Below are 13903 nucleotides of genomic sequence, written 5' to 3' on the forward strand. Positions count from 1 at the left end.
TAAAAAGATATCTCGTCAAAAAATCCCAGTGGATCATCGGCGGCGACGGCTGGGCGTACGACATCGGCTTTGGCGGGCTTGATCACGTACTAGCTAGCGGCGAGAACGTAAACGTACTCGTACTTGATACCGAGGTCTACTCAAACACCGGTGGCCAAAGCTCAAAATCAAGCCGCGCGGGCTCCATAGCGCAGTTTACAGCCTCCGGCAAGCCGATGCAGAAAAAAGATCTAGGCTATATCACGATGACCTACGGAAATATCTTCGTAGCTCAAATCAACTCAAACGCGAGCCAAGCAAACACGATAAAAGCCATCGCCGCAGCCGAGGCCTACGACGGACCTAGCCTCGTGATCGCGTATTCGCCGTGTATCGCGCACGGTATAAAAGGCGGCATGGCCTACTCCGGCGGTCAAGGCGAGCTAGCGACCAAATGCGGCTACTGGCCGACCTACGTCTACGATCCGCGCCTAATCAAAGAGGGCAAAAACCCGCTCAAAATGACCTCAAAAGAGCCGGACTGGTCGCTTTACGAGGAGTTTTTGCTAAACGAGGTTCGTTACAACTCGCTTAAGAAAACCAACCCTGAGCACGCGGACGAGCTGCTAGCTAAAAACAAGGCCGACGCGCAAAGACGCTACCGCCAGCTAAAACGCCTAAGCTTGGCTGACTTTAGCGACGAGGTCGAGACTAGCGCGGAAGCTTCCCAAAGTTCCGAGTAGGGCGCAAATTTCTCTCGTCCAAATTTGACGGGCGGGAGAGATTTTCTTTAAATTTGACCGCTTGCTTTGGCGGTTAAATTTGCGCGGTATTGTTTGTAAGGTTATATTTGGTTTCCAGATAAACGCTTACTTAAATTTTTAGACAGGTAATTTTTAAGTAAATTTAAGTCTCAACAAGCAATAATCGCGCATTCTAATGCAATTAAAAAAGGAGTAAAATGTTTATCACTATAATCGTTGTTGCGGTTGCTTTGGCGGCTTATATTATTAAAATATATAATAAATTGCAGTCAATGATGCAAAATATAAGAGAAAGCTTTGCAAATATCCAAGCTACGCTTAAAAAACGCCTAGACCTTTCAAATCAAATTATAGACATAGCTAAAGATTACGCAAGCGGCGAGCAAATGGTGCAACTTGGCATTTCTGGAAACGGAGTCGCAAAAGTGGCTGCTTTAGCGCAGGCTTTTCCAGAGCTAAAAGCCAATGAAACATACCAAATGTTAATGTCGCAATTGGAAAAAATCGAAGGCGAGCTTTTAAATAGACGCGAGAACTATAATGCTGAGGTTAAAAGTTATAATGCCTATAAAAATGCTTTTCCTCAAGTTTTAATAGCTTCAAAGTTGTCTTTTGAGTCAGTGGCTTATTTTGATATTAACGATGAGGATTTTAGCGAAAATTTAAAAATATTTAAAAAGGACGATTCGGCAAAGATACAAGAGATTTTAAGTGACTCCAATAAGAAAATCACCGATATTGCAATGAATGCAAAAAAGATGATTAATGATAAGATTTCAAATAATTCTGATAAAAAAGATTAGTTCTTGTAAAATATGTAAATAATATGAACGGTTTAGATGATGGGGAATATGAATTAATTTCAAAGGCATAAAATGAGCCAAACCCATCCTTTTAAACCGATTTTTGATAAAAACTCTAAAATTTTAATCCTCGGCTCCTTTCCTTCCGTCGTTTCTTGTAAATTTGGCTTTTACTACGCAAATCCGCAAAATCGTTTCTGGCGGGTGCTAGCTCAAATTTTAAACGCTCCGCCGCCTGCAAGCACGGATGAAAAGATAAATTTCCTGCTCGCTCACCGCATCGCCATCTACGACGCCGCAATCTCCTGCGAGATAAAGGGCTCGAGCGACGCCAAAATGACTGCCGTCGAGCCCGCAAATTTAGAACCGATCTTTAAAACCGCAAATATCACGCAAATCTACGCAAACGGCGGCAAAGCGTACGAAATTTGCGAAAAATATCTAAAAACTCAAATTTTAAACGCAACCGGCAAACCGCCCGTCAAACTGCCTTCGACTAGCTCCGCAAACGCAAATTTTAGCTTTGAAAGGCTCGTGCGCGAGTGGTCGGTGGTAGCTGAGGCTTTAAAGTAGGTCAAAAACTCAAAATAACTTCGTTTTCGATCTCTATGCTTATTGGTTTTTAGCAAAATTTATCTTCTTGAGTAATTTAACTAACTATGCTGTTATTTTAAAACAAAAAATTATTTTTATATTGACATTGATTATTATTTTGATATAATTGCACCACTGATTTAAATTTTTCAGTGGTTATAGTATTTTTAATACTTGTATTATTTTATAAATTTAAATAAACAAAATCAGTTTTGATTACTAAATTTGTTAAAGCAACAGCAAAATTTAGTTATGTAGAAATTTAGAAATATTTTTGCGACATATATTAGAAACATAAAAAAATAGACATTTTAATCTAAAAGGATAGGTAATGAACAAGCATTTATTTGCACTTTTGGCTTTGGCGGCATTTAGCAGCCACTCTTTGGCTCACGAGTTTTGGCTATTTGGAAGCAGCAAGGACGTAACTAGCGTTGAGATCGGCTATGCAGACGATTTTCCAACTGTTGAAAAGATACCGGATAACAGGATTGCTCTATTTGAAGCCCCGTACATCATAGCCAAAAACGGCGAAAAGCTTAGCCTAAAACAAAGCGGCGAAAACTACCACTACGAAAGAGGCAAGCTTGAAGACGGTTCTTACCTTATAGCTGGCGAGTACAAGCCTACATTTTGGACAAAAGCTAGCGATAGCACATGGCACATGGGCAAAACCAAAGAGGATATCAAAGACGCCAAATACTGCAAAAAAGCGAGCATGAGCGCAAAAGGTGTCATAAACAAAAATGCGAAGGACGACTCTATAACAAAGCCTTCCAATCAGCGTTTAGAGATAGTTCCGCTTGAAAATCCGGCAAATTTCAAAGTTGGCGTACCGTTTAAAGTTAAAATTCTATTTGAAGGCAAACCGCTAGAAAGCGCTACGCTTGATGGAACATTTGACGGCTTTTTGAAAGAAAAAAGTGCATTTCACGGCGAAACTGAGCCAGACGGCACGATAGAGGTGCTAGCTCTTAAACCTGGAAAGTGGCTACTGCAAGTGGTGCATAAAATGCCGTTTGCCGACTCGAAAATTTGCGATGACGAGACGATCGCAGCAACTCTTGCGTTTGAGCTAAAATAGATCAAATTTGCAAGATCGCATCTTAAATTTATTAAAGGGCGCAGCAAGATGCGCCCTACTATTTTGCATTTTAAACTAAATTTTCCCAGTAAATTTTATAAAATCGTTGTTACGATAAAAGAACTTCTAAAACAATATACTCAAAACAAGCAGTTAAATTTATCGGTAAATTTAGTTTTTACTACGCAACTCCGCAAATACGCTGGCGACATCGTGCGAGATAAAGGGCTCAAGCGATACTAAAATGACCGCCGTCGCGCCTGTAAATTTAGAGCCGATCTTTAGCGGCGCGCGCATAGCGCAGGTGTTCGCCAACGGCGGCAAGGCACACGAAATCTGCGAAAAACACCTAAAAACACAAATTTTAAACGCAACCGGCAAACCGCCCGTCAAACTACCCTCGACTAGCCCAGCGAATGCAAATTTTAGCTTTGAAAGGCTCGTACGGGAGTGGACGGTTGTAGCTGATACATTAGGAGACGGTTAAATTTGGCAAGAGCCCTCAAATTTTACTCGTTTAAAATAAAAATAACCACGCCTTCATCTTAAATTTAGTTTCAAATTTTAAAATTACCCAAATAAAATAAAGCAGGAAAAACCATGAAAATCCTAAAATTTCTATTTTTACTTCCGCTTCTAGCCATCGGGGTGCAGGCGCTGGAGCCAAAAATCGTAATGAAGCCCGAAGCGAGCCTAAAAAACGGGCTTTACTACGTAAACGGCAAGCTCTACGACGGCACACTAAAGATGCTGCACTACAGCGTCGAGGATCTATACGGCGTAAATGCGATGGGTATGGTCTATCCGAGGCTAAAGCCGCTACCGCCTACGCTTATACGCGAGATAGACGTGCAGGGCGGCACGGCGGTGCGATATCGAGACTATTTTGACGGTAGAGACAAGCCCTCAAACGAATACCCCCTAAAAAACGGCGTCCGCGAGGGCACGGCGAAGCACTATCACGCAGATAGCGGCGCTCTGATGGGCGAGAGCGAATACAAAAATGACGTTCGCGACGGGCTCTACCGCCGCTACTACTTTGACGAGGGTGGCGCGTTAAAGCAGGAGGGCGTTTTCAAGGCGGACAAGCGAGAGGGCGTATTTACCGACTATTACGTTAGCGGAGAGGTTAGCGCGCGCAGTCCGTACGCCGGCGGGCTACGAAACGGCGAGGACATCGACTACTACAAAAGCGGCAAAATCCGCGGCGTGCGAACCTATAAAAACGACAAGCGAGAGGGCGCGGAAAAATGGTACTACGAAAGCGGCGCCGTGGAGGAGACGGGCGAATACAAAAATGACCGCAAAAACAGCATTTGGAAGCGATTTTACGAAAACGGCAAAACGCGCGTGGTAGAAAACTATAAAGACGGCGAAAAGGACGGCGTCGCGCGCGAATACTACCCAAGCGGCAAGCTGCGAGGCGAATACGAGTACAAAGACGGCCGCCAAATAGGCGCGGGGCTGGACTACTACGAGAGTGGGACGCTAGCTGCAAAAGTGATGTTTAAAAACGGGCGCTATCACGGACTATACGAGGAGTATCACGAAAACGGCGCGCTAAAGGCCAAAGTGATGTTTGAGGACGGGCTGGAGGTCGGCACAGCGAAACACTACTACGCAAACGGCAAACTAGAGGCTGAAGGGGAGTTTGAGCGTGGCAGGCTCATCCGCGCCAAAAAATACGATCAAGACGGCAAGCTAGTTAGCGACAAGTCTGATAAAAACGGACTTTCGCGGGAGTGAGTTTGGCTAAAATTTAAATTTGAGCTTACTTGGTGTGGTATTTTATTTGATTGAGCGTGGTGCGGACGCTTCGAGGGCTTTTGCCGTACTTTAAGCTGCATTTTTACAAAACCGATCAATACATCTACAACTACCCCTACACCGTCGGCTACCTGCTCTCGCAGTTTTTGCTGGGCGAGTTTAGGCGCGCGGGCGATAAATTTATCGGCGCGTATAAGGCGTTTTTGCGCGAGTGCGGCGTGATGAGCGTCGAGGATTTGCTACAAAAGCACTTCGGCAAAGATGCGCGAACGCTGGAGTTTTGGCTCGAGTGCGTCGATAATGTGCTAATTTATGCTAACGAGTTTAAGCGGCTCGAAAAGCAGATGGAGCTTGATAAGACGGCAAAATCGGACGGGTAAATTTGAACCCAAATTTGATTTATCTTCTATCAAATTTAAGAGCAAGAACTTTGAGCGTTTTTGCTCTTGCCGCCTATTCGTCAAATTTGAGCGCCGTTTCTTGATCCTAAAAGATAAATGAGTAAGTCAAATTTAAAATTTCCTCGCAAAATTTGACATGCGCTACAAATTTGCACTTAACTGATAACAACTATCATAACTAAGCTATTTTTTAGCTAATCTATTTTATAATAATCACAATCAAATAAACAGGAGTCCAAAATGTCAGTTTTAGTTATCGGAGCCGACGAGATAACGCCTATAAAAGCAGTCCTAAAAGACCTCGGCGCAGAAGCGATCGAGCACTGGGACGCGCGCAACGAAAACCGCGTAAATCGCAAACCGATCCCGCAAGATACCGAGTGCGTCGTGATGCTAACTAGTTTTTTAAACCACAACACGATGAAAACGATAAAAAACCAAGCCAAAAAGCGCAATATCCCGATCGTCTGCGCCAAAAGAAGCGTCAGCTGCGTGTTTAGCGAGTATTGCAAAGTCTTTGGGTTAGATAAGGAATTTGGATGCTGCAAGGTAAAAGACTAATAGATGAAATTCGGCTTTTTATCAGGTATTGGAGAAATAACTCCAAGTATTTTTTCAGGGCTTGACGCGGTAAATAAAGCCCGAATTTTTATAAATTTATACAACTGTTGCGCAGGTCGCGAGCTAAAAATTCCTCTTATTTATGCGTATTCGGGCTTAAATTTGGAGGAAATTTTTCTAAAGCGCATAGAGGATCTATGCGAGTTTAAAAATCCTAGCCGAAGTAAAATTTCAAGCTTTTGTATCGCCTCAAACGCCGTCATCTGCGCCTATAAAACGGGCAAATTTGACGCCGTCCCGCCGCTAGCCGTATCCCCCAAACACCCGGCTGCTAAGCTAATCCTTATGCTAAAATCCCAAAACGGAATATGTTTTGACGCGGACATAATGTTTTCTCAGTTTGTTTATGATAAAATACGCGCCAAACATTTTGATAAAAACGTTTATTTTCAAGACGGGATTATCTTTGCAGAGCAGAGCGGGCGCAAGCTTTTTGGCGTTATGCCGTGCTTTAAGGAGATAACAAAAGAGCGGTTTCATCTGGCTAACTGCGAGATCGCTAGGGGCTTTGAGGCGCTTAGCGGCGGGGAGTTTGACAGGATGTTCATCGTAGCTCCGAGAAATGCGAATTTCTCGCGCTACATCGAGGTTAAACGGGAGTGCGGATGCGGCGGATCGCTGCGACTGGTGCCCTACACGATAAGTCATCATATTTTTTAAAGGAAATTTAAATGATAGGTATCATTTTTGGAAGCAGTATGGGAAATACTGAGGAGGCGGCAAGCTTTTTAGCCGAGAATTTGGGGCTAGAAAACGAGCTTTTAAACGTAGCAAACTGCGACGCGGCTAAGCTAAACGGCTTTGACAAGCTGATTTTGGGCGTTTCTACCTGGGGTACGGGCGACCTTCAAGACGACTGGGACGCGTTTGATTTCGGCGGATTAAAGCTTAGCGGCAAGACGGTTGCGATATTTGGCACGGGCGATGCCGAGAGCTATGCGGATAGCTTTTGCGGCGCGATGGGCAAGCTTTACGATGAGGTCGTAAAAGCGGGCGCAAACGTCGTAGGCGCAGTGTCCGTGGACGGATATAAATTTGACGAATCAGAAGCCGTAAGAGACGGTAAATTCGTCGGTCTGCCGCTTGATGCCGATAACGAAAGCGAAAAAACCGAGCCTAGAATCAGCGCTTGGATAGAGCAGATCAAACCTCATTTTGCTTAAAATTTAATACTTCTAGTCGGGCTTTTGCCCGATTTTTCTTTCAAATTTAACTCTTTTTTATATCAAATTTGACTTTACCGCGCTACACAGCATTAAGGCGATTTAGGCGCATAACGGCTGCGCAAATTTTATCAAGACCGCTTCATAGCTAGCCGAGCAAATGCGGGCTTTTAATCAACTCAAATTTGAGCTAAAATTTAGCAAATTTAGCTAAAATCACGCCGAATTTATGTTAAAAATAAGGAGAAAATATGCCTCTACTAGATAGTTTTTGCGTCGATCACGTGAGGATGAACGCGCCCGGCGTACGTCTGGCAAAGACGATGAAAACGCCAAAAGGCGACGATATAAGCGTGTTTGATTTGCGTTTTTGCAAGCCAAACGAGGAAATCTTGCCCGAAAAAGGCATCCACACGCTAGAGCATCTGTTTGCGGGCTTTATGCGAGATCATTTAAACGGCAAGGGTGTTGAAATCATCGATATCTCGCCGATGGGCTGCAGGACGGGCTTTTATATGAGCGTGATCGGCGTGCCGAGCGAGGAGGCGGTCAAGGCCGCGTGGACGGCGTCGATGAAGGATATCCTAGGCGTCAAAAACCAAGAAGATATCCCCGAGCTAAATAAGTATCAGTGCGGCACGTACAAGATGCATTCGCTTGACGAGGCGCACGCGATCGCAAGCAAAATTTTAGAGCGCGGATTAGTCACGATAGATAACGAAGAGATCGCGCTAGACGTCGCTGCGATGGGGCTTAAAAAGCACTAATCGCTCGTTAAATTTAGCCGCCGTTTGCGCGGCTTTTACTTTCGCGGCAAATTTGGGCAAATCTCAAATTCGGCCTGGTTTGCTGCACTCTTACCTCAAATTTTACTCTTTTAATATACAAAACCCGCTTCGTAATAAAATATAGCGATGTAATTTTAAGCCGTAAATTTATAAAATTACATTAATAATTTTTCTTAAGGAAGTGCGATGAAAAGTTTTAAATTCGTTTTGATCGCGGCCTGTGCGGCGGCGATAGGCTTAAACGCCGAGGTTTTGACAAAGACGACCGATATATCGCTAGGCGGTAAAAAGGTCGGCAAGATCGAGGTTTTAACGCCGGTCGAGGTTGTCTCCAAAGACGGCGCAAAGGCTAAAATCAAGGTAAAAGGCGCCGTTTCGGCAAACTACCTGGCTCAGATACAGCGAAGCGTCAAAAATGCCGAGATTTTCACGGTTTTTGATGCCCAAAGCGAGGCGAATTTTAAGAAAATAAAAGAGGTCGAGGACGACTACGGCGAGCTTTGGTATGAGGTCGAGGGCACGTACGAAGTCGCCGCAGACGCGCTAGGTAGCGACGCAAACGCGCTATACAAACAGGCTCAGCAAAAGTACGAGGAGACCTGCTCGGCGTGCCACCGCTTGCACGAGCCAAACAGCTTTACGGCGGCTCAGTGGCCGGCAAATTTACAGTCGATGATCGATACGAACTACGTCTCGCTAGAGGAGACGGAGCTAAATTTGATCGTTAAATACCTACAGCATAACGCAAAAGCGGTAGAATAGGGCTTTGGCGCGCCTAGCTAAATTTGCTCGTCGCTTAAAACGTAAAATTTAGCGGCGTTTGTTCTTTAAATTTGGGTTTTATGTTTTACGGCGGCAAATTTAACGCCAATAGCTTAAATTTGCCTACATCTTGCTCGCCGTACAACCACGTTAATAATATATGGGCGAGTATCAAAATACGATTTTAAAAAGCAAATAAGGGAAAAAGTTGCCTAACCATGCAGATGTCACAAACATAGGCGTGCTTTGGGCGAGTATAGGGAGTGCTTGCGCTCCCGCTCACGGCAGGGCTTTGCTCCTGCAAAAAGTAAATAAGGGAGAAACCGATGAAAAGACGAGATTTCATCAAATTTTCGGCCTTGGCGGCTACGGCTGCGCAGGCTAGTAGGATAGAGGGCGTCAAACAGACGATTTTTGATAACAAAAAGGTATTCGGCGCAAACAGATTCGGTCCGTTTTGGGCAAATTTGAACTCATCGCAGATCGTTTCGGTAAGCGAATTTGAGGGCGATAAATTTCCAAATACGATGAACTATAGCTTGCCCGATTCCGTGCAGAACGAAAACCGCGTACTCTATCCGATGGTGCGCAAAAGCTACCTAAAAGCAAAAGGCGCGGCAAAGAGTGAACTGCGCGGCAAAGACGAGTTCGTGCGCGTTAGCTGGGATACGGCGCTTGATCTAGCGGCCAAAGCTCTAAAAGAAAACTTCGACAAATACGGCGCCGAGGCAATTTATGGCGAGTGCTACTGGTGGGGCGGCAGCGGCAAGGTCAGCTGGGGTCGTACGGTCGCGCACAGGATGCTAAAAGTACTAGGCGGCTACGTGGAAGAAAGCGGCGACTACTCGACCGGAGCGGGTCTAGTCATCATGCCTCACGTACTAGGCGGCAGCGCGGTTTACGACGCGCCGACGAAGTGGAAAGCCGTCGTCAAAAACGCTAAAAACGTAGTATTTTGGGGCACCGATCCTATCGTAACCAACCAAATCTCATCAGTGCCTCCGACTCACGACGGCTACGTAGGCATGCAGGAGCTCAAAAAAGCCGGCATCAAAACCTATAGCGTAAACGTCATGGTAAACGATACCGCGCGCTACTACGGCAGCGAAAACGTCATCGTACGCCCAAATACCGACACCGCGCTTATCATCGGAATGTGTCATTATTTGTTTACGAACAACCTCTACGATGAGGAATTTATCAAAAAATACACGGTCGGATTTAATAAATTTAAAGACTACTTCCTAGGCACGCAAGATAAAGTCGTAAAAGACATCGAATGGGCGAGCAAAATTTGCGGCGTACCTGCGGGCACGATAGCGCAGTTTGCTACGCGTCTAGCCAAAGAGCCTACGACCATGCTGATCGGCCGCGCGCTACAAAGAGCCGACCACGGCGAGCAGCCTTTTTGGGCGCTAGTGGTGCTAAACGCGATGCTAGGACACGTGGGTAAAGAGGGACTTGGGTTTGAGTTTAGCCTAGGATACGGCTCTGCGGGCGCTACGGACAAGATTGCTCCGGTGCTAAAAGGCCTAAGCACGCGTATCGACGAGAAATACGAAAACGTAGACGGCGCGCCGTGGAAAACGACTAAAAACATCACTATCCCGTCCTCTCGCAGCATCGAGGCGCTAGAGCATCCGGGTAAAGAGATCGACTACGACGGCACTAAGATCAAGCTACCGCATATGAGAGTCGCATACATGGCCTCAGGCTCGATGTTTACGCGCCATCAGGACGTAAACAACATCGTAAAACAGTGGCGTAAATTTGACACCGTTATCACCGCCGAGCCGTACTGGACTAGCACCGCAAAATTTAGCGACATCGTGCTGCCGGTAGCTATCGAGGTTGAGAGAAACGACATTAACCAAACGGGCGCTACGGGCGAATACATCGTGGCTTATAGGCCGGCGATAGAGCCGATGGGCGAGAGCAAGAGCGACTTTTGGATCTGCGAGCAAATTTGCAAACGCTGGGGCAGAGGCGAGGTATTTAGCGAGGGCAAGGACGAGCTAGGCTGGATGAAGGAATTTTACGCCGACGCGGCCGAGCAGGCTAAGGGGCTAAATTTGAGCATGCCTAGCTTTGAGGAATTTTACGAAAAAGGCTACGTGAGATTTGAAAAAGACAACGCGGAAACCGAGCTATACACGCGCCTAGCGGCCTTCCGCGAAAATCCCGCCAAAAACCGTCTAGGCACTCCGTCGGGTAAGATAGAGATCTACTCGCCGACGATAGCGAAGATGAACTACGCCGACTGCCCGCCGATGCCTACGTGGATAGAGCCTAAAGAGTGGCTAGGCAACGCTAGCAAAAAGTACCCGCTGCATGTCGTTAGCCCTCACTCTCGCTACCGCCTGCACAGTCAGCTAAACAACTCTATAATTAGAAATTTCGCCGAAGTTAGCGGCAGAGAGCCGGTGCTAATAAATCCAAAAGACGCCAAAGAGCGCGGCCTAGCCACGGGCGACGTTGCGCGCGTATTTAACGACCGCGGCGAGATATTAGCGGGCGTGCTAGTCACCGACATCGTGCCTGAGCGCGTCGTAGCTATCTGCGAGGGCGCGTGGTACGACCCTGAAAAATGGGGCGAAAAGAGCCTCTGCCAGCACGGCTGCGTAAACGTGCTAACATTTGACAAAGGTACGTCAAGTCTCGCGCAAAGCAACTCGGCTCACACCGTGCTAGCGCAGATTGAGAAATTTAAGGGGGAGATTAAACCTATACAAGCGTTTAGTAAACCTAAAATCTTACAATCTTTGTAGAATTTAACGCGTTGTCTCGCGAGTGCTTTTGAGAGAGATTTGAAATTTTAAGTCTGCGGCAGACTATTTGTCTAGCCTTGACTTAAAATTTCTGCACAACTCTCAAAATCATCTCGCGATACTTCCGCTTGTCTTTTTACGCTCAAATTTGCAGTTTATCAAATTTGAGCGTAAATTTACTTCTTTCGTATCCGTCAAATTTAAACATAAATTTTGCGCGGATTAAAAACTCTGCTAAAATTCGCTCAAATTTAACCCAAAGGTAGCGCCTTACAAATCCCGAATTTGATCCGAAATTTTATCCGCAAACGTATCGTTTCGGAGTGCATTTTATTGCCTTTTTTCTACCCCGAGAAGGGCGAGTTTGAGAGTTTTTGGGAGGGATTATAGGCTCGTTAGCCGCAAAACGGGCGGGGAGCTAGCAGACGACGCGCCCGGGCAGTGGCGCAAGAGCTGGCGGGTCATCGCGCGTAACGGCATGGACGATCCGTTTTTTGTGGATTTTGCTCTTGGGGACGCTTCGCCAGTGTATTTCGCCTATCACGGCGCCGGCTCGTGGGAGCCGATTAGGGTCGCGGACGACATAGTTAAATTTGAAGAAATTTTAACCGCTCTTGCCGCGCTTGAGGCGCCTTGCTCGCTTGAGGCGATCGCGCCGCTTGCTGATTTAAACAACGAATTTTACCGCGAGCTGGCGGACGACTACGCGTGGAAAGATGAAGCGCGCGAGGAGCCGGGATATAAATATTTCAGCGTTTTCATCGAGGACTTGGGCGCAGACAAGGTAAAAACGCTCGTGTTTTTAAAGAAAATTTTTGAAGACGGGAGCTTTGCGGCGACTAAAGATAGGACGCAAAATTTGCCGCTTTGCGTATTTAGCGGCATAGAGGAGTCGGCGTTGCCGCTGCAAGACAAACTCGCCTCGCTCGGAGTTAAATTTTACGCCCGCGAGATATCTTTTAGCGAATTTATCGCGCGTCATGGTTAATTTATCCAAATTTTGCTATCATACGCCGCATTTTTTAAAAAGGATAAATATGAAAAAATCACTGCTTTTCGTCGCGCTTTGCGCTTTTGCCGGACAGCTTGCGGCTGCCGATATGCCTGCTGTTTGCGAGGAGTATAGAAAAGTTTCTTACGATTTCATCGATTCGATGGCAAAACAAGCCGAGGCTCAGGGCAAAAAGGACTTTGACGCCGCCGCAACGAAAAAAGAGTTTGAAGCCGACTACGCGAGCATAAAAAAGCTTAGCAAGGATGAGCAAGAATCTACGTGCAACCAAGGTATAGCCGAGGTAAAAGAGCTTGAAAATATGCTAAAGATGATGGGAGCGATAAAGTAAATTTAAGTCGCCTCGGCTTATTTTACTTCGTAAAATTCGCGTTTAAATATCAAATTTGAGCGCGGATTTTTAAATTTACTTCCAAATTTACAAAACCGTCACTCAGGCACGCAAATTTCGCCGCGCCGCGCCGCTTTTACCGTGCAAAAGCCCACGATACCTATAAAAACGCATAAGATAGCAAAACCCGCCGCTCCCGCAAACAAGAAAAACTTAATCCCGTTAAACTCGAACGCTCGCAAAAACGCGATGCTAGCCGCAGCCGTCGGGAAGGTAAACGCCCACCACGAGAGGAAAAATTTAAGCCGCAAAAAGCTTTTAAACATAAAAAGGATTAGAAGCGCGAAAAATAGCGTGACGTAGAGCATGATCTTCGCCGTCGCGTCAAATCCGCCGGTAAGCTTGACGTAGTCCAAAAACGCCATCGCGGGCGGCGCGATCACGATAAAAAGCGTCGGGATAAATTTCTGCGGCATCTGGTCGTGAAAGATGATGCGGTAAAACAAAACCGCAAAAAGCACGGGCCAAAAAAATATCCCGATCGCAAAGTAATACCACGCAAGCTCGCTCGCGGCGGGCGCTGCTAGCGGGACGAAGAGATTGCCCACGATCGGGATAAACCACGCGGGGTTTGAGTGCGCGATCTGGACGTTATTTTTGATCCAAAAGGACACGACGTGCAGCGTGATAAAGGTCTGAAACGCAGTGCCCGCGCAAAAAAGCGCGTCGTAAACGGGCGCGAAGTCCCGCCAGAGCGAGGCGACTAGCAGCGTGCCGATCGAAAAAGCGGCGAAAAAATTTACGCGCACCGGGTGGAAAAACTCTGCCTTGCAAGCCTGCGGGTATCTGATTAGTTTTGCCGCGTAACAAGCGCAGATGAGCGCGTACGCTAGGCTCGCCGCGCCGCGTAAAATCTCAAAAACTGCGCCTGAGATATCAAAGATCAAATTTAGCCGCTCGTATGCGAGAGCCAGTCCGCCAAGCCCCATAACTACGGTGTAAAACATGATCGGAAAGTGCTGCAGCCAGCTTGGTTTTTCATCCTGCGTTTTCATATTTTTCCTTG

The 13903-nt window shown here is 46.3% G+C and carries 18 protein-coding genes; 17 read left to right on the plus strand and 1 reads right to left on the minus strand.

Annotated features, from left to right (window positions below; all coding sequences use genetic code 11):
• The 17 genes from ACTTJF_RS00005 to ACTTJF_RS00085 form a co-directional block, all read left to right on the plus strand.
• Positions 1-722 (plus strand): thiamine pyrophosphate-dependent enzyme (locus tag ACTTJF_RS00005; RefSeq protein ID WP_442550196.1); only part of this gene is annotated, 722 nt, incomplete at its 5' end.
• Positions 723-940: 218 nt separating this feature from the next.
• Positions 941-1546 (plus strand): LemA family protein, encoded by a 606-nt coding sequence (locus ACTTJF_RS00010; protein ID WP_442550197.1) that lies wholly within the window; start codon positions 941-943, stop codon positions 1544-1546.
• A 72-nt stretch (positions 1547-1618) separates the two neighbouring features.
• On the plus strand, positions 1619-2119 hold the full coding sequence (locus ACTTJF_RS00015) for a DNA-deoxyinosine glycosylase (RefSeq protein WP_442550198.1): 501 nt from the start codon (positions 1619-1621) through the stop codon (positions 2117-2119).
• Between the two features lie 352 nt (positions 2120-2471).
• Positions 2472-3224, plus strand: a complete 753-nt coding sequence (locus ACTTJF_RS00020; protein WP_442550199.1) for a DUF4198 domain-containing protein — start codon at positions 2472-2474, stop codon at positions 3222-3224.
• Positions 3225-3272: 48 nt separating this feature from the next.
• On the plus strand, positions 3273-3467 hold the full coding sequence (locus ACTTJF_RS00025; RefSeq protein ID WP_442550200.1) for a hypothetical protein: 195 nt from the start codon (positions 3273-3275) through the stop codon (positions 3465-3467).
• 1 nt (position 3468) lies between these two features.
• On the plus strand, positions 3469-3711 hold the full coding sequence (locus tag ACTTJF_RS00030; protein WP_442550201.1) for a hypothetical protein: 243 nt from the start codon (positions 3469-3471) through the stop codon (positions 3709-3711).
• Between the two features lie 113 nt (positions 3712-3824).
• Positions 3825-4970, plus strand: coding sequence for a toxin-antitoxin system YwqK family antitoxin (locus ACTTJF_RS00035; protein ID WP_442550202.1), 1146 nt, complete (start codon positions 3825-3827; stop codon positions 4968-4970).
• Between the two features lie 59 nt (positions 4971-5029).
• The gene (locus ACTTJF_RS00040; RefSeq protein WP_442550203.1) at positions 5030-5371 is read left to right on the plus strand and encodes a hypothetical protein; all 342 of its coding nucleotides are present in this window, start codon (positions 5030-5032) and stop codon (positions 5369-5371) included.
• A 261-nt stretch (positions 5372-5632) separates the two neighbouring features.
• A complete protein-coding gene (locus tag ACTTJF_RS00045; protein WP_002949171.1) occupies positions 5633-5953 on the plus strand; it encodes a DUF2325 domain-containing protein in 321 nt (106 codons plus the stop codon).
• A 3-nt stretch (positions 5954-5956) separates the two neighbouring features.
• Entirely contained in the window at positions 5957-6673 is a 717-nt protein-coding gene (locus ACTTJF_RS00050; protein ID WP_442550204.1) for a hypothetical protein, read from the plus strand.
• A gap of 11 nt (positions 6674-6684) precedes the next feature.
• Entirely contained in the window at positions 6685-7176 is a 492-nt protein-coding gene (gene fldA / locus ACTTJF_RS00055) for a flavodoxin FldA (RefSeq protein WP_009492535.1), read from the plus strand.
• A 251-nt stretch (positions 7177-7427) separates the two neighbouring features.
• On the plus strand, positions 7428-7943 hold the full coding sequence (luxS, locus tag ACTTJF_RS00060) for an S-ribosylhomocysteine lyase (RefSeq protein WP_122870952.1): 516 nt from the start codon (positions 7428-7430) through the stop codon (positions 7941-7943).
• Positions 7944-8150: 207 nt separating this feature from the next.
• Positions 8151-8726, plus strand: a complete 576-nt coding sequence (locus tag ACTTJF_RS00065) for a hypothetical protein (protein WP_442550205.1) — start codon at positions 8151-8153, stop codon at positions 8724-8726.
• A 208-nt stretch (positions 8727-8934) separates the two neighbouring features.
• Entirely contained in the window at positions 8935-9111 is a 177-nt protein-coding gene (locus tag ACTTJF_RS00070; RefSeq protein ID WP_442550206.1) for a hypothetical protein, read from the plus strand.
• Positions 9053-11494 (plus strand): molybdopterin-dependent oxidoreductase, encoded by a 2442-nt coding sequence (locus tag ACTTJF_RS00075; RefSeq protein WP_442550207.1) that lies wholly within the window; start codon positions 9053-9055, stop codon positions 11492-11494. The genes ACTTJF_RS00070 and ACTTJF_RS00075 overlap by 59 nt, the downstream gene beginning before the upstream one ends.
• Positions 11495-11858: 364 nt before the next feature.
• Positions 11859-12482: a hypothetical protein gene (locus tag ACTTJF_RS00080; RefSeq protein ID WP_442550208.1), complete on the plus strand. Its 624-nt coding sequence runs from the start codon at positions 11859-11861 to the stop codon at positions 12480-12482.
• A 49-nt stretch (positions 12483-12531) separates the two neighbouring features.
• Positions 12532-12837 (plus strand): DUF5339 family protein, encoded by a 306-nt coding sequence (locus ACTTJF_RS00085; RefSeq protein WP_442550209.1) that lies wholly within the window; start codon positions 12532-12534, stop codon positions 12835-12837.
• Positions 12838-12935: 98 nt separating this feature from the next.
• Here ACTTJF_RS00085 and ACTTJF_RS00090 read toward each other — a convergent pair whose 3' ends face one another.
• Positions 12936-13892, minus strand: a complete 957-nt coding sequence (locus ACTTJF_RS00090) for an SLAC1 anion channel family protein (protein WP_442550210.1) — start codon at positions 13890-13892, stop codon at positions 12936-12938.
• Positions 13893-13903: the final 11 nt, after the last annotated feature.

The organism is Campylobacter sp. (assembly GCF_052170435.1).
GTDB lineage: Bacteria > Campylobacterota > Campylobacteria > Campylobacterales > Campylobacteraceae > Campylobacter_A.